This is a genomic window from Nocardia sp. CA-290969 (genome assembly GCF_050936135.1).
GTDB lineage: Bacteria > Actinomycetota > Actinomycetes > Mycobacteriales > Mycobacteriaceae > Nocardia.
In genome coordinates this window covers 6,042,854-6,058,501 of record NZ_JBNJNJ010000001.1, presented here as the reverse complement: position 1 = coordinate 6,058,501, position 15,648 = coordinate 6,042,854, and the positions used below count along the sequence as shown (strand labels likewise).

12 protein-coding genes are annotated in these 15,648 nt (G+C 69.0%); 7 read left to right on the top strand and 5 right to left on the bottom strand.

What is annotated here, in order from left to right:
- Window positions 1–156 precede the first annotated feature (156 nt).
- Entirely contained in the window at window positions 157–876 is a 720-nt protein-coding gene (locus ACQEVO_RS27490) for a polyprenol monophosphomannose synthase (protein WP_432918984.1), read from the top strand.
- Here the strand turns inward: ACQEVO_RS27490 and ACQEVO_RS27485 are convergent.
- Together ACQEVO_RS27485 and ACQEVO_RS27480 are read right to left on the bottom strand one after the other, a co-directional pair.
- Window positions 873–2,333 carry a 1-acylglycerol-3-phosphate O-acyltransferase gene (locus ACQEVO_RS27485; protein WP_432918981.1) on the bottom strand — a complete coding sequence of 487 codons (1,461 nt, stop codon included), beginning with the start codon at window positions 2,331–2,333 and terminating at the stop codon, window positions 873–875. The two genes, ACQEVO_RS27490 and ACQEVO_RS27485, sit on opposite strands and share 4 nt — an antisense overlap.
- Entirely contained in the window at window positions 2,330–4,816 is a 2,487-nt protein-coding gene (locus tag ACQEVO_RS27480; protein ID WP_432918978.1) for a glycerol-3-phosphate 1-O-acyltransferase, read from the bottom strand. The genes ACQEVO_RS27485 and ACQEVO_RS27480 overlap by 4 nt, the downstream gene beginning before the upstream one ends.
- Window positions 4,817–5,061: 245 nt before the next feature.
- Here ACQEVO_RS27480 and ACQEVO_RS27475 point away from each other — a divergent pair, with 245 nt between their 5' ends.
- The gene (locus ACQEVO_RS27475) at window positions 5,062–6,393 is read left to right on the top strand and encodes a salicylate synthase (RefSeq protein ID WP_432918976.1); all 1,332 of its coding nucleotides are present in this window, start codon (window positions 5,062–5,064) and stop codon (window positions 6,391–6,393) included.
- Window positions 6,394–6,477: 84 nt separating this feature from the next.
- Here ACQEVO_RS27475 and ACQEVO_RS27470 read toward each other — a convergent pair whose 3' ends face one another.
- On the bottom strand, window positions 6,478–8,100 hold the full coding sequence (locus ACQEVO_RS27470) for a (2,3-dihydroxybenzoyl)adenylate synthase (RefSeq protein ID WP_432918973.1): 1,623 nt from the start codon (window positions 8,098–8,100) through the stop codon (window positions 6,478–6,480).
- A gap of 191 nt (window positions 8,101–8,291) precedes the next feature.
- Here ACQEVO_RS27470 and ACQEVO_RS27465 point away from each other — a divergent pair, with 191 nt between their 5' ends.
- The 3 genes from ACQEVO_RS27465 (at window position 8,292) to ACQEVO_RS27455 (ending at window position 11,096) form a co-directional block, all read left to right on the top strand.
- On the top strand, window positions 8,292–9,170 hold the full coding sequence (locus ACQEVO_RS27465) for an oxidoreductase (protein ID WP_432918970.1): 879 nt from the start codon (window positions 8,292–8,294) through the stop codon (window positions 9,168–9,170).
- A gap of 109 nt (window positions 9,171–9,279) precedes the next feature.
- Entirely contained in the window at window positions 9,280–9,747 is a 468-nt protein-coding gene (locus ACQEVO_RS27460) for a carboxymuconolactone decarboxylase family protein (protein WP_432918967.1), read from the top strand.
- 257 nt (window positions 9,748–10,004) lie between these two features.
- Window positions 10,005–11,096 carry a 3-deoxy-7-phosphoheptulonate synthase gene (locus tag ACQEVO_RS27455; RefSeq protein WP_432918964.1) on the top strand — a complete coding sequence of 364 codons (1,092 nt, stop codon included), beginning with the start codon at window positions 10,005–10,007 and terminating at the stop codon, window positions 11,094–11,096.
- A gap of 192 nt (window positions 11,097–11,288) precedes the next feature.
- Here the strand turns inward: ACQEVO_RS27455 and ACQEVO_RS27450 are convergent, their stop codons facing one another.
- Complete coding sequence (locus ACQEVO_RS27450) at window positions 11,289–11,873, bottom strand: GNAT family N-acetyltransferase (protein ID WP_432918961.1); 585 nt, start codon at window positions 11,871–11,873, stop codon at window positions 11,289–11,291.
- A gap of 93 nt (window positions 11,874–11,966) precedes the next feature.
- Here ACQEVO_RS27450 and sigJ point away from each other — a divergent pair, with 93 nt between their 5' ends.
- Window positions 11,967–12,896, top strand: a complete 930-nt coding sequence (gene sigJ / locus ACQEVO_RS27445) for an RNA polymerase sigma factor SigJ (protein WP_432918958.1) — start codon at window positions 11,967–11,969, stop codon at window positions 12,894–12,896.
- Between the two features lie 187 nt (window positions 12,897–13,083).
- On the opposite strand, the gene ACQEVO_RS27440 is transcribed toward sigJ, so the two are convergent.
- Window positions 13,084–13,728, bottom strand: a complete 645-nt coding sequence (locus ACQEVO_RS27440) for a LysE family translocator (protein WP_432918955.1) — start codon at window positions 13,726–13,728, stop codon at window positions 13,084–13,086.
- 236 nt (window positions 13,729–13,964) lie between these two features.
- Here ACQEVO_RS27440 and ACQEVO_RS27435 point away from each other — a divergent pair, with 236 nt between their 5' ends.
- Window positions 13,965–15,638 (top strand): DNA repair helicase XPB, encoded by a 1,674-nt coding sequence (locus ACQEVO_RS27435; protein WP_432918952.1) that lies wholly within the window; start codon window positions 13,965–13,967, stop codon window positions 15,636–15,638.
- Window positions 15,639–15,648: the final 10 nt, after the last annotated feature.

Genomic DNA, 15,648 nt, shown 5'->3' with positions numbered 1-15,648 from the left:
CCCCGAACGGAAATCCGCCGGGCGAGCCTGCCCGGTGGTGGTAGGACCGGTGCGCTGTAGCTGCGGGTACACGGTTGGGCTACCGTTCACGGGTAATACGTAGCGACGCTCGCGGCCCATGGATCGGCTGCCGGGCGAGACCAGGGAGGGCGACCCTTGAGGGTTACCGTTGTTGTGCCGACCTACAACGAGCGGGACAATCTGCCGGTTGCGGTGGAACGGCTGACTGCGCTGCCCGTGCCCGATCTGCACGTGCTGGTGGTCGACGACAATTCTCCGGACGGTACCGGCGAGGTGGCCGACAAACTGGCGGTGGACCTGCCGAACGTCGTCTCGGTGCTGCACCGTACGGAGAAGGACGGCCTCGGGCGCGCGTATATCGCCGGGATCACCCGGGCGCTCGACGAGGGCGCGGACGTGGTGATCCAGATGGACGCCGATCTGTCCCATCCGGCCGAGGTGATCCCCGCGATGCTGGACGAACTGAAGCGACCGGGTATCGGGGTGGTGCTCGGCTCCCGCTATGTCCCCGGCGGCTCGACCGCCGCGGAATGGAAGTGGTACCGCAAGGCGCTCTCGGCCTGGGCGAACTTCTATGTCAACGCCATCCTGCGGCTCGGGATCAAGGACGCCACCGCCGGCTTCAAGGCCTGGGAGGCAGCCACCCTGCGGGCCATCGAGATCGAAACGATCCGCAGCAACGGCTACTCGTTCCAGGTCGAGATGAACTATCGGACCAAGAAGCAGGGTATCGGTATCGCCGAGGTCCCCATCCGGTTCGAGGAACGGACGCTGGGCGCCTCCAAAATGAGCCTGGCGGTTCAGTTGGAATCCGCGCTGATGCCGTGGAAGTTGCTGTTCGGGCGTTCGCTCTAGCCGTCTGCGGCGGGCCAGTCCCGGAGCGTGTCCAGGTAGCGCTGCCGGACCGCGGCGACCGCACGATCCAGTTCCGCGGGGGTCCGGGCGGTGATCTCGATCGGCGGCAGTATCGCGACGTCGACCGTGCCGGGGCGCGCGATCATGGAGTCGCGGCGGCCGATATCGGCGGCATTGCGGATCACCACCGGGATCACCGGTACCCCCGCCTGCACGGCGATATGGAACGCCCCTTTCTTGAAGCGACTCGGCTGCGGGGAATAGGACCGGGTGCCCTCCGGGGCGATCGCGACCGACAGCCCGTCGCGCAGCGTATGCACCACGGGCGCCAGCGAGGCCTTGGCGCGGTCGGTATTCGAGCGGTCGATGAATGTGACCCCCACGAAGCGCATCAACGGCCCGAATACCGGGTGCCGGATCAGTTCCTTCTTGCCGACTCCCGTCACTCCCGCGCCGAGCACGGCCGGAACGATGAGAACGTCGAACTGGCTCTGATGGTTGAACAGGAAAACCGCTGGTCGTGGATTGCGCGCGTATTCGGCACCGGTGATCCGCAACCGGATTCCGCACAGCCGTAACGGCCAGCGGGTGCCGTAGCGCATGAGCGCGTCGGCCATCGTCCGGCGATTGCGGGTGTGCGCTTTGCTCAGGATGCCGAAGAGCGCGCCGCCGAGGAGGGCCGCGAAGCCGAGGACGGTGCGCAGGTAGTCGCCGGTAGCGGGTGGGGTCCGGGGGTGGACCGCGGGGGCGGCCCACCCCCGGTCGGTCGCAGCGGCAGCGAGGGCCGCGTCCGGGGCGACCGGTACCGGCGTTCCCACCGCCGTGAGCAGCGAGACGTCGGCACCGTCGCCGGTGTAGAGATACGAGTGGGCGAGATCGATATCGTGCGTGGTGGCGAAACCGGTCAGGGCCGCGGCTTTGTCGGGGCCGTAGGGGACGCTGCCGTCGACCCGCCCGGTGAGCCGGCCCGCTGCCACTTCGGGCCTGGCACCGAGCACATGGGTGATCCCCAGCGCCGTAGCCGCGGGACGCAACTGGCTTTCGGTCGCGGTGCCGGTCAGCACCACGGTGTGCCCGGCCGCGAGATGCTCGGCGATCAGGCGCCAGATCTCCGGGTACAGCCTGTCGTACCAGCCGCGTTTGAATACTTGTTCCCCCAGGGTGGCCAATTCCCCCGGTGCTCGCCCGGCAGCTCGTTCGACGAGTCGTTCGGTGAGCCCCGGACCGGCACTGTCGCCGCCGCGGCGAAGCTGTTCGGACAGGCTTTTCACCAGTTCCCGATCGGGCCCGCGGAACCGGCGGCCGGCCGGGGCGCGCAGGTCCGCGACCGCCGACAGGTCGAATATCGCGCCGATACGCGCGCCCTGTGGTCCCGAACGTATCGCGGTGACCAGGGCCTCCGGATCGCCACCGGCCGGGTTCCCGGACTTCCCGGTGCCGGCGGTACGGGTGCTCATCGGGTGCGCCCCGCCGTGCGGTTGGACGGGTCGAGTGCGGCGGCACGCGATATGCGGATACCGATCGTGCGCAGCCGCTCGGCGAACTCGGCCCGGGCGTCGGCCAGCGCGGCCACGGATTTCTCCGATCCGGGGTCGGCAGCTTCGACCAGCCCGTGATTTGCGGCCAATTGGAGCGCGCTGCCGAAAAGTTCGGTGGACACCGATTCCGTACTGTGCAGGCGTTTCTGCAGCAGCATCTGCGTGCCGACCGAAACGCATTCGGCGATGAACTGTTTCCGGTCGATATCGGCGGTCGGCTCTCGGGCGGCCAACCGTTCGGCGACAACCAATTGCGCGTCGAAGAACGAACGCAACACGCGGTGGGCCATCATGAAACCGGTATCGGTGAGTCCGGTCAGGATTTCACTACCGAGTGTGTTCCTGGGCCGCGTCCGCCACGCCGGGTCGACCAGCAGCATTTCCGCGGTGATCCGGTCGGCGAATTCGGTGCGGTCCGGGAAGAAGAATTCGAATTTCAGCAGATCCCGCAGCCGGTACGCTTCGGCCCAGCCGATATCCAGCGCATCGGTATCCGGTCCGATGGCGCCGGCGGCGGGTTCGTCGGGTGCCGCTTCGACCGCGGCCAGGATCGCCAGTTCCAGGATGGCCCGGTCGACGAACCAGTGCACCGCGCTGTTGCGGTAGAACGCGGCCTCCAGATGAGCGCCCGGTTCGATCGAGTACACCGGCTCCACGCCACCCCGGTACACCGTGACGACCTTGGCCAGCGACAGCTGTTCCAGCACGACGGCCAGGCTCTGCTCGTCCCGGAGTTTCGCGATCTCGCCCCGGGGCAGATCGCGTTTCTCGATGTAGTCCAGCACCGGATTGAGTACCTCGCACACCTCGGCCCGCGTCAGCGCGCGGTCGTGGACACCCAGTAGCGCCAGGGTGACCAGGGCATTGGCGGTGATCGGGGTGACCGCGTTGATGCCCACGGCCACATCGAAGGCGAGCCGCTGTACCGCCCGGCGTTCCCGTTCGCCCAGCTGATCGCTCAGCGTGTCGAGCTCGGCCCGAGGGGCGCCGGCGTCGGTGCGGTGCAGCGGAATCGTGATCGGCGGTTCGGTGAGCGGGTCGCCGTGGGTGGCCAGCCGGTCGCGTGCCGAGAGCGGATCGCCGAATCGGACGTAGACGTGACCGGCCGAATGCTGCTGGTTGCGGATGTAGCGGGCCAGCCAGGCCAAACCCTCGGGTTTCTTCCGGCCGCCCACCTGTTCGTCGGCGATGGCGCCGAGTTCGTTGAGCCGCTCGTAGGTGATGGAGACCGGCACCAGTAAGGCATCGGTGACGCGGCCGCGGCGTACCGCTGCGGCCAGATAGTTCAGTAGCCCGTAGCGGGGCGGGCGGAGTTTTCCGGTGCGGGTGCGCCCGCCCTCGAAGTACCACTCCAGATTGAACCGGCGGGCCAGCAGGTAGCCGAAATATTCCTCGACCACCGCCGGGTAGACCGGATCGCCGGCGAAACTGCGCCGGATGAAGATGGTGCCGGTGCGCCGGGCGATCGGGCCCATCGGCCAGAACCGCAGGTTCGCCCCGCCGACTACATGGTTGGGCGGGAAATCGTTGCGCGCCAGCACATCACCGAGGACGAACGCGTCCACATAGGAGCGGTGCGACGGCAGGAACACCAGCGGATAGCGCCGGTTGAGGTCGCGGAGGGCGGCGAGGCCGGATTCGTCACAGTCCACGTTCCAGGTCGAGGCGTGCACCGGGCGCATGGCCTGGGTGAACAGATCCGAGACGGTCCGGCTCTGCGCGGCGACCAGCTCGTTCAATGCTTTCTCAGCGCGGCGGGCCACTTCCTGCGGATCGGTGCCGGTCTCGTCGGCGATCCGTTCGAGCCGGCGCAGGAAATCCGGCGAATCCATGATTTCCTCGGCCACCAGCCGGGGCACCTTGTAGCGGTCGCCGATCACGGTGCGTTCGGCGCGTTCCAGCGCGACCACCGCCGCGCGGACCACGGCGCGCGCGAAGGGTTCGGTGCTGCCGGTGTGGTGCAATGCCGCGGCCTCGGGATGGTTGGCGCGTAACTCGCTGAGCCGGGCGGGGGCACCGGTGAGCACGATATGGCGATCCGGGGAACGGGAGACCAGCCGTCGCTGCGCGAGCCGGTTGGGGCGGCGCGGGTTGGTGAGCAGCGCCAGATCGCCGAAGGTCACCCGCCGGACGCCGTCGCGTTCGGGTGGCAGCCACAGCACACGCACGGGGACGACCAGCGGGTCGTCGGTGCGGCCGGTGAGCCGGCCGGCTACGGCGCCGGCATCGAGATCGAGCTGGGTGACCGGGGCGTGCACGCCGAGATCGGCGGCCAGGCCGCCCTCGGCGATCCAGCGGCCAACCAGTGCGCGTTCGGTTCTCGAGGCGGAATCCACCAGCGCTACCACCGATTCCGGTGGGTCGTCGGCCGGCGCCGGTGCGCCACCGAGGTTCTCGATCATGGTGTGGGGATCCTCTGCGTCCGATCGGGGGCTCGTGGCCGTCCTGCCACCGGCTGTGTGCGACTCCTGTGCCGGAGCGGCCGCCGGCTCGCTGCGGTGGACCTTCGAAACTACTCCATGCCACCACTATGGACGGCTCACTCGCCGTGTGGGGGCGGTTTGCGGCGGCCGCTCGAGCACCCCACATCAAATGGAGGTAATGCTAACCTTACTTCCTGTTTCGGTCGGTTAGCCTTGGAGGATCGTTGTCGACCACGGACGAACGTTTACGCGTCGAATATGTGACCGACCCCGTGGCGGCGATGTCGCGCTTGGCCGCCGAACGACGATTCGGCGAATACGTGATCTACGAAGGCGGCGGGGAATGGGTCTTCGCCGCGGACCCGGTGGCCACGATCGAACTGGATACCGACCAGCTGCGGATCGCCTCGGCGGGTTCGGTGACCGCGACGGATTGGCACGGCAGCCCCGCGCGAACCTTGGACGAGGCGCTGGCCGGGATGCCGGTGACCGGCCGTAATATCTACGGCTGGGTCGGTTTCGAATTCTGTGCCCGGAATCTGCGCGCCACCGGATACCTGCCACCGCGGACCGTGCTGGCGCATCTCATGCTGCCCCGGATCGAGGTGCGCATCGATCGATCGGGCCAGGTGTGGGTCGCCGGCGCCGGCGCGGACGAAACCGCCACCCTGCTCGACCTCGTCGCCGGTTCGCGGGACGACCCGCTACCGCGGCCGTATCCGGTGGAGGTGGACCTCGATACCACCGGATACCGCGAGCGCGTCGAAAAGGCCGTGGCGGAGATCTCCGCGGGCCGGTATCAGAAGGTCATTCTCTCGCGGCGGGTCGAGTTGCCGTTCGCGGTGGATATCCCCGCCACCTACCGGCTGGGCCGGGCGCACAACACTCCCGCGCGCTCGTTCGCCTTGTGCCTGGGCGGGCTGGAAGCTGCTGGGTTCAGTCCCGAGCTGGTGCTCGCGGTGGACGACGACCGGACCGTCAGCACCGAACCGCTCGCCGGGACAAGGGCGTTCGGCCTGGGCGCCGATATCGACCGCGCGGCCCGCGCGGAACTGACCACCGACCCGAAGGAAATCGCCGAGCATGCCATCTCGGTGCAGACCTCTTTCGCCGAGATCGCCGCGGTCGCCGAACCCGGGACGACCGCCGTATCGGATTTCATGGCGGTCCGGGAACGTGGCAGTGTCCAGCACCTGGCTTCGACCGTCCGCGGCCGGCTGGCGGCCGGGCGTACCGCCTGGGACGCGCTGGAGGCGGTGTTCCCCTCGGTGACCGCCTCGGGGATCCCGAAACCGGCCGGCGTGGACGCGGTCTTCCGCCTGGATTCGCCGCGCGGACTGTATTCCGGTGCGGTACTGCGGGTGTCGCCGGCCGGTGCCATGGAGGCGGCGCTGGTGTTGCGCGCGGTCTATCAGAACGGGCAGGGCGCGTGGTTGCGGGCGGGCGCGGGGGTGGTCGCGCAGTCGCGGCCCGAGCGCGAATTCGAGGAAACCTGCGAAAAGCTGCGCAGCGTGGCGCCCTACATCGTGAAAACCGGCGGGGTGGGCCGGCCCTGACGGTTGATCCACTCCGCGTCGAGCCGCTCCTGCCGGTCGCAGGAGCGGCTCGACGCGGCGGGGTGCGCCTGGCCGCCGGCCGGATCAGCCCCGGCCGCGCAGCGTCTTCTTGTCGATCTTGCCCACCGCCGTGACCGGGAGCGCGTCCGCCTGCCGGAGGACATCGGGCAGCTTGTAGGTGGCCAGGCCGCGGGCGGCGAGGAATTCCTTGATCTCGGCCAGTGTCGGCATCGTGTCGGTGACCACCAGGACAGCGCACACCTTTTCGCCCAGCCCGGGGTCCGGCAGGCCGACCGCCGCGGCGTGGCGCACCGCCGGATGGGCGAGCAGATGTTCCTCGAGTTCGTCGCAGGAGACGTTCTCCCCGCCCCGGTTGATCACATCTTTGCTGCGGCCCGAGACCACCAGATGCCCGCTGGGCAGCTGCCGCACCAGATCGCCGCTGCGGTAGAAGCCGTCCGGGGTGAACGCGCGCGCATTGTGTTCCGGGGCACGGTAGTAGCCGCGCAGGGTGTACGGGCCGCGGGTCAGTAGTTCGCCCACGGTGCCGGGGGGCACGTCGGTGCCGTTCTCGTCGACCACGCGGATCTCGTCGGCCGGGGAGAGGGGCCGGCCCTGGGTGGTGCAGACGAGCTCCGGGTCGTCGTCGAGGCGGGTGAAATTGAGCAGCCCCTCGGCCATACCGAAGACCTGCTGCAGCGTCACTTTCAGCGCCGGGCCCACTTCACGCGCGTTGACTTCGGCGAGTTTCGCACCGCCCACCTGTAGCAGCCGCAGCGAGGAGATATCGGCGTCCTCCCAGTCGACCGCCGCCGACCACAACTGCGCCAGGGGCGGAACCAGCGCGGTGACGGTGACGCCGTACCGCTCGATCGCCGCGAACGCGTTCTCCGGGCTGGTATCGGCGACGAAGGCCAGCGCGCCGCCGTTCGCCACCGTGCCGAGAATTCCCGGGCAGGCCAGCGGGAAGTTGTGTGCGGCCGGGAGCGCGGCCAAGTAGACGTCATCGGTGCCCAGCGCGCAGACTTCCGCGCTGGCCGTCGCGTTGTAGACATAGTCGTCGTGGGTGCGGGCGATGAGTTTCGGAAGGCCGGTGGTACCGCCGGAGACCAGCATGAGCGCGATATCCGCGGGGTCGGGCGCCGGCAGGGAGCCGGTGTCCCGGGCGATCGACATCAGGCCGGTGAACGGACCCGGATCGCCGAGGACCAGAACGTGGCGCAGCGATGCGACGCCGGCGCGGACGGTCGCGGCCAGCTCCCGGTAGTCGAAGTCGCCGTGCCGGTCGGCGATGAGATAGGCGACGGCGCCGGACAACTCGGCCAGATGCTCGATTTCGGCGCGGCGGTGGGCGGGCAGCGTGAGGACCGGGATGACTCCCGCGCGCAGCAACCCGAACAGCACGATGGCGAATTCGGGCGTGTTGGGCAGTTGCACCACGACCCGATCACCGGCGGCGATCCCCAGCGCGCCGAAACCGTAGGCCATCCGATCGGCCTCGGCATCCAGTTCGGCGTAGGTCAGCGGGCGGTCGCCCAGCAGCGCCGGGTGGCCGGGCAGCCGCCGGGCGGTATCGCGCAGTAGATCGCCGAGCGTCCTACCGGTCCAGTAACCGGCGGCGCGGTAGGCCGCGGCGAGCTCCGGGGGGTAGGGGACGTAGCCGTCGCGGTGGGTGCCGGTGGCAGAGGAAGTCACGGTATGCCTCATCGGAAAAGGGACTCGAAGTTGTGTGCGGCGCGTTCTGGTCCGTCAATAGGTTAGGCAAACCTATCTAGTTTTGGGAAGCGTCCGCGACGGCGGCGCAGGTCCGGGCGGTGCTCGCCGGGACGGGACCGGCCGTCGGCGGCCCCGGTGCCGCACACCCTGTGCGCCGCGCCGACCCGGATTAGACTCGCCGCATGAGTGGTTGGGGCGTCGGGGACATCCCCGATCAGCAGGGCCGGACCGTAATCGTCACCGGTGCCAACAGCGGTCTCGGCGCGGTGGCCGCCCGGGCGCTGGCGGGCGCCGGCGCGCAGGTGATCCTGGCCTGCCGGAATGTGCAGAAGGGGCAGGCCGTCGCGGACGAGATCGGGGAGCGGGCGCAGGTCCGGCGGCTGGACCTCGCCGATCTGTCGTCGATCCGTGAGTTCGCGGCCGGCGTGGACGCCGCGGATGTCCTGATCAACAACGCGGGCGTGATGGCGGTGCCGTTGCGCCGCACCGCCGACGGCTTCGAAATGCAGATCGGCACGAACCATCTCGGGCATTTCGCCCTGACGGGTCTGCTGCTGGGCAAGATCAGCGAGCGAATCGTCACGGTTTCCAGCGGGGCCCACACCGTCGGCGCGATCGATCTGAACGATCTGAACTGGGAGCGCCGCCCCTACAAGCGCTGGCCGGCCTACGGGCAGTCGAAACTGGCGAATCTGCTGTTCAGTTTCGAACTGCAGCGCCGGCTCGCTGCCGCCGGGTCGGCGAAACTCGCGGTCGCGGCGCATCCGGGCTACGCGGCGACCGGCCTGCAATCGCATACCGAAACCATCCTGGACAAGGTCATGGCCCTCGGGAACAAACTGGCCGCGCAGAGCGCCGAGATGGGCGCGCTGCCGGAGCTGTTCGCCGCCACCGCACCGGTCGAACCCGGGGGCTACTACGGGCCCACCGGGCTGGGCGGATCCCGCGGCTACCCGGGGCCGTCCGGCTGTTCCCAGCGGGCGAAAGACCAGCTCACGGCCCGTTCCCTCTGGGATCTGTCGGAACGGCTGACCGGGGTGAAATACGACTTCACCGGCTAGGGCCGCAGATCTTGCGGCCACGGCCGAAGAAAGTATTTCGCGGGATGTCACACCTGGAGTGCGCGCGTCGTCGACACCACGAGACCGCAGCAACGAAAGGACTTCCGCCATGGAACCCCGTTTCAACCTGTACGCCAACAAAGTCACCGCGAGCTTCGGCAAGCGCCTGGTCACCGCCGGCAAGGTGGTGGACGATTCGGGTCTGCCCCACGAGGTGCACGAGTTGGTGAAGATCCGGGCGAGCCAGATCAACGGCTGCTCGTTCTGCGTGGATATGCACACCAAGGACGCCGCGCACGCCGGGGAATCCCCGGTCCGGATCAACCTCGTCGCCGCCTGGCGGGAGGCGACCGTGTTCACCGAGCCCGAGCGGGCCGCGCTCGAACTCACCGAGGCGGCCACCCGGGTCGCCGACGGGGGCGGGGTGAGCGAAGAGACCTGGCAGCGGGTGCGCAAACACTACGACGACGACCAGATCGCCGGCCTGATCGCGGCCATCGCCGCCATCAACGCCTGGAACCGGCTCAACGCTATCGCCCACACTCCGGCGGGCAGCTACGAACCCGGCCAGTTCTGAACCGGGCCCGGGGCGGGATTGTGTTGAGCATCACGTTCCTTCGGTCGATTCCGCCCCGGATTCACATCCCCGGTTCACCGCCTGGTAGCCTGATCAATCGTGCAGCGCGTGTATTTCTGGTTTAGCAAGCCGGCCCGGGGTGGGTCGGTCTGCGGCAACCACGCGCGCTGACCAGTTTCCCCAGAGCCGGATGACGACCGGCTCGACGGTGAAAATCTTTCCGTGGGTCGGCCCGAACGAGAAGGACACCACCCACGATGACCATCGCAGTCGATATAGATGCCGATCATTGCGATCTGGACGATCAGCGAACCCTCAGCGTGAGCCCGCTGCGTTCCCCCGCGGAAGTACGCCGGGTGCACGCGATCACCGATGAACACGCCGCCACCGTGCGCGCCGGACGCCGGTCCACCGTCGGCGTACTCGACGGCACCGACGACCGCCTCATGGTGATCGTCGGCCCGTGCTCGGTGCACGACCCCGCGGCCGCCCTCGACTACGCCCGCCGGCTGGCCGCCGCGCAGGAGGTCCTGGCCGACCGGCTGCATCTGGTGATGCGGGTGTATTTCGAGAAGCCGCGTACGACCTTGGGCTGGAAGGGTCTGATCAACGACCCCCACCTCAACGGCAGTTTCGATGTGAACACCGGGCTGGGCATCGGCCGGCAGCTGCTGCTCGATATCACCGCCATGGGACTGCCCGTGGCCTGCGAATTCCTCGACCCCATCACCCCGCAGTACATCTCCGACCTGGTGTCCTACGGCGCGATCGGCGCGCGGACCGCGGCCAGCCAGGTGCACCGGCAGCTCAGCAGTGCGCTGTCCATGCCGGTGGGCATCAAGAACGGCACCGACGGGGACGTACAGGTCGCGGTGGACGGTGTGCGCGCGGCCGCGGCCAGCCATGTGTTCCCCGGCACCGATCTGGACGGGCGTTCCGCGCTCATCCAGACCGCCGGTAACGAGGACTGCCATGTGATCCTGCGCGGTGGATCCAACGGAACCAACTACGACGCCGCCTCGGTCGCCGACGCGTGCGCGCGGCTGGAGAAGTCGAACCTGCCGCAGCGGATCGTGGTCGACGCCAGCCACGGCAACAGCAAGAAGGACCACAAACGCCAGCCGATCGTGGTCGCCGATATCGCCGAACGGCTGGCCGCGGGCGAACCGGGCGTGGTCGGGGTGATGCTGGAGAGCTTCCTCGTCGAGGGCCGGCAGGACCTGACGCTGGGCAAATCCGACGAGCTCACCTATGGCCAGTCGATCACCGACGCATGCATGGACTGGGAGACCACCGCCGCCCAGCTGGAAATCTTGGCCGATGCGGTCGCCCGCCGCCGGAATCGCTGAGCAGAAACCGGGGTCGCCACGCCGCGAGCCGAAGATATCGGCGAGCGGAGCGGTTCCGATGCGCCCACTCGGGCCCGAACGTGCTCGGCAGCGTCCCGACCTCGAGTGTGCGCAGAGGGGTTTCGCCCGTCCCTGCGTTCGGACCGCGAGACAACGGCGTAGCCGCGAGTGTCGCGGGCCGAACGCAGGGATCTAGGGGCAGCCGATCGACACCGGCCAGCCGTCCGCGGGTCCGGGCGGGTCTGTGTTCAGGCGGGCGGCCACCCAGAAGTCGCGCCGGATGCCGCGTTGCAGGCCGCCGAGGCGGGCCGAACCCTCGTAGCGGAAACCGTTCCCCCGGGCGACGGCCGCGGAGGCGTGGTTGCCGGCGAAAGCCCGCCACTGGATTCGGATCAGGCCCATTCCGGCCGGGTCGAAGCCGAAATCGCAGACCAGCGATACCGCTCGGGATACGAGGCCCTGTTTGCGGTGCTCAGCAGCCAGCCAGAAACCTATTTCGGCGGCGGTTTCGTCACGGGGCCGGGTTCCCAGGCCTATCGTCCCGATCAGGCGACCCCGCTCGGCCGGCCGGATTGCCCACACCGGGCTGCGGCCTTCCCAGCCGTCGGCGACCGTGGTCCCCACGAACTCCTCGGCGTCGGCGCGGCCGTAGGGCGAGGGGACGGTCACCCATTCGGTGATCGCCGGGTCCTGGCAGGCATCGACTATGGCGTCGATATCGGACGAGTCCGGCCGGTCGAGCCATACCGTGCCGTCGGTCAGCGTCTTTTCCTCCACCTGCCGATGGTCGCATCGCGGCGGTGGACGAGGCATCTGTTTTTCCAGGGTGCGGCGCGGAGCGGGTCGGTGGCTCTCCGTACAATTCGGGCGGTGGTAGCCGCGCTTCTCGCCGACCAGTTCGAATCACATCGCGGGCATCTGCTGGCGGTCGCCTACCGGCTGACCGGCAGCGTCTCCGATGCCGAGGACGCGGTGCAGGAGAGCTGGCTGCGGCTGGCCGGAGCTTCACAGTCCCAGATCGAGGATCTGCGTGCCTGGCTCACGACGGTGGTCTCCCGGTTGTGTCTGGACCGGTTGCGCAGCGCCGCGGTCCGGCGGGAAAACTATGTGGGGCAGTGGCTTCCGGAGCCGGTCGTGACACCGGTGGCCGGCGTGCGCACTCCGGATCCGCTGGCCGAGGTGGTGCTGCGCCAGGAATTCCGGCTGGCGGCGCTGGTGGTGCTGGATCAGCTCACCCCGCCGCAGCGGGTCGCCTTCGTACTGCACGAAGGCCTGGGAGTGCCCTACGGCGAGATCGCCGAGATCCTGGAGATCACCGCGGAAGCGGCGCGGCAGCTGGCGGCGCGGGCCCGCAGGGCGGTACGGGAACAGACACCGCAGCCCGTGGCCGATGCGGAGCACGAGGCGGCCGTGCAGAAACTGCTGGCAGCGCTCTACACCGGCGATGCCCGGGCGGTGGCAGCGGTGCTGCACCCGGCGGCGGTGATGATCGGCGATTCCGGTGGCACCACACCGACCGCCCGCAATGTGATCGTCGGCCCGGACAAGGTGGCCCGCCTGTTCCTCGGGCTCCTCCGCCGCTACGGGCTGGATCGGCCCGAAGACGATTTCCTGGCGACCGGGGTGGAGTTCGTCCGGGTCAACGGCCAGCTCGGGGCGCTGCTGCGGGGCCGGCCGAGCGAGGACGGATATCCGGCGTTCCCTTCGCGGGTAATGGGTTTCACCGTCGTGGACGGCCTGATCCGGGGCACCTACGATATCGCCAACCCGGCCAAGCTCACCGGTATCCGCAAGAACTGACCGTCGCCCACTCCGACGCCGGGTGCAAGCGGAGCACCCTCGTACCGGATGCGGCGGGCCGCTCGTCGCCGGGCAACCCCGGTAACCGCTGCGACGCTCTGCCCGGCTCCCGGCGAGCGGTTCACCGGTGGGAGGCCGGGGGTGGTGTCACGCCCGGCCATCGGCGCGTGGCCGCCGGTGAGCCGGTTTATGTGGGAACCGGGCGGCTCCGGTCGGTGAGCAGCAGCGCCGCCATGGCGCCCAGCACCGTACCCATCAGCAGTCGCTGTATCCGGAGCCACAACTGCCGGCCCGCCAGGAAACGGCTCACCGTGCCGGCGGTGCACACGATGAGGGCGTTCACGGCCAAGGCCACCGCGATCTGCACCGACCCCAGGCAGAGGCTCTGCAGCCAGACCGGACCCGACGCCGGGGTGACGAACTGCGGGATCAACGCCAGGTACATGACCGCGATCTTCGGGTTGAGGAGGTTGGTCACCAACCCCATGGTGAACAGCCGGCCGGGCCGGTCGCGGGGGAGGGCCGCGGGTGCGAACACCGAGGTCGCGCCCGGCCGCAGCGTCTGCCAGGCGAGGAAGAGCAGATACCCGGCGCCGGCGATCTTCAGCGCCGTGTACAGCTCGGGGACCAGTGCGAACACGGCCGTGATCCCGGTGGCGGCCGCTGTCAGGTACACCGCGAAACCCGCGGCGACCCCGCCCAGCGAGATCAACCCCGCCCCGCGGCCCTGCGATATCGTGCGCGAGACCAGGTACATCATGTTCGGACCGGGGGTGAGTACCAGCCCGAGCGCCGCCACCGCGACGCCGGCCGCCGCCGAGAGTTCGATCATTTCCTGATACTCCCGAGAACCGGAGGCGGTGTCTCGGTCCAGTCGGCAGCCACTGGTCCGGCCACCCGCGCGTACGCTGCCATCGGGTGTGGGCCCCCGAGTCAGGGGTTTCGCTCGTTGCCGGCGCTCGTGCGGCGCGGGCGCCGGGCGCTGCCCGGGTGTGTGTCCGCATCGTCACCCCGGCGTTGTCGGTGGCTTCGGGGACAATGGGCAGAAGTCGAGGTGAGGAGGGCCCCGTGGCGGATGGGCCGCTGATCGTGCAGAGCGATAAAACAGTGCTGCTGGAGGTCGATCACGAGCTCGCGGATGTGGCGCGGCAGGCGATCGCCCCGTTTGCCGAGCTGGAGCGGGCGCCCGAGCATGTGCACACCTACCGGATCACTCCGCTGGCGCTGTGGAACGCCCGCGCCGCCGGCCACGATGCGGAGCAGGTGGTGGATGCGCTGGTCAGCAATTCCCGCTTCCCCGTTCCGCAGCCGCTGCTGGTCGATATCGTCGATACGATGGCCCGCTACGGGCGGTTGCAGCTGGTCAAACATCCCGCCCACGGGCTCACCCTGGTGAGCCTGGATCCGGCCGTGCTGGCCGAGGTGCTCCGGCACAAGAAGATCGCCCCCATGCTCGGCGAGCGGATCGACGACGACACGGTGCTCGTGCATCCGTCCGAACGCGGGCATATCAAACAGCAGCTGCTCAAGATCGGCTGGCCCGCGGAGGACCTGGCCGGGTACGTCGACGGTGAGGCCCATCCGATCGATCTGGACTATCACGGCACCGGCGGCTGGCAGCTGCGCGATTACCAGGAGATGGCCGCCGATTCGTTCTGGGCCGGCGGGTCCGGAGTGGTGGTACTGCCCTGCGGTGCCGGGAAGACCATGGTCGGCGCGGCCGCGATGGCGCGGGCCAAGGCCACCACCCTGATCCTGGTGACCAATACCGTCGCCGGCCGGCAGTGGCGGCGCGAACTGCTCGCGAAGACCTCGCTCACCGAGGAGGAGATCGGCGAGTACTCCGGCGAACGCAAGGAGATCCGGCCGGTCACCATCGCCACCTACCAGGTGATCACCCGGAAATCGAAAGGCGAGTACAAACACCTCGAACTGTTCGACAGCCGCGACTGGGGGCTGGTGATCTACGACGAAGTGCATCTGCTGCCCGCCCCGGTATTCCGGATGACCGCGGACCTGCAGTCGCGCCGCCGGCTCGGCCTCACCGCGACCCTGGTGCGCGAGGACGGCCGCGAAGGGGACGTGTTCTCGCTGATCGGGCCGAAGCGCTACGACGCGCCGTGGAAGGATATCGAGGCGCAGGGGTGGATCGCGCCCGCCGAATGTATCGAGGTGCGGGTGACACTCACCGATGCCGAGCGGATGTCGTACGCCACCGCCGAACCGGAGGAGCGCTACAAACTGTGCTCCACCGCGCACACCAAGATCGCGGTGGTGAAATCCATCCTCGACCGGCATCGCGACGCCCCCACCCTGGTGATCGGCGCCTACCTGGATCAACTCGACGAACTGGGTGCCGCGCTGGACGCCCCGGTGATCCAGGGTTCCACGAAGAACAAGGAGCGCGAAGCGCTGTTCGACGCGTTCCGCCGCGGCGAGGTACCCGTACTCGTGGTGAGCAAGGTCGCCAACTTCTCCATCGATCTGCCGGAAGCATCGGTGGCCGTGCAGGTTTCGGGGACCTTCGGCTCCCGCCAGGAAGAGGCCCAGCGGCTGGGCCGGTTGCTGCGGCCGAAACACGACGGCGGGCAGGCACATTTCTATTCCGTGGTGGCCCGCGACACGCTGGACGCGGATTACGCCGCGCACCGGCAGCGGTTCCTGGCGGAACAGGGGTACGCCTATCGGATCACCGATGCCGATGACCTGCTGGGCCCGGCGTTCGGGGCGAGCGACCAGTAGGTCGCGGCGA

Coding starts and splice junctions, on each gene's coding strand:
- ACQEVO_RS27485 (WP_432918981.1), bottom strand. CDS start 2,333: ATGAGCACCCGTACCGCCGGCACCGGGAAGTCCGGGAACCCGGCCGGT.
- ACQEVO_RS27480 (WP_432918978.1), bottom strand. CDS start 4,816: ATGATCGAGAACCTCGGTGGCGCACCGGCGCCGGCCGACGACCCACCG.
- ACQEVO_RS27470 (WP_432918973.1), bottom strand. CDS start 8,100: ATGAGGCATACCGTGACTTCCTCTGCCACCGGCACCCACCGCGACGGC.
- ACQEVO_RS27465 (WP_432918970.1), top strand. CDS start 8,292: ATGAGTGGTTGGGGCGTCGGGGACATCCCCGATCAGCAGGGCCGGACC.
- ACQEVO_RS27460 (WP_432918967.1), top strand. CDS start 9,280: ATGGAACCCCGTTTCAACCTGTACGCCAACAAAGTCACCGCGAGCTTC.
- ACQEVO_RS27455 (WP_432918964.1), top strand. CDS start 10,005: ATGACCATCGCAGTCGATATAGATGCCGATCATTGCGATCTGGACGAT.
- ACQEVO_RS27440 (WP_432918955.1), bottom strand. CDS start 13,728: ATGATCGAACTCTCGGCGGCGGCCGGCGTCGCGGTGGCGGCGCTCGGG.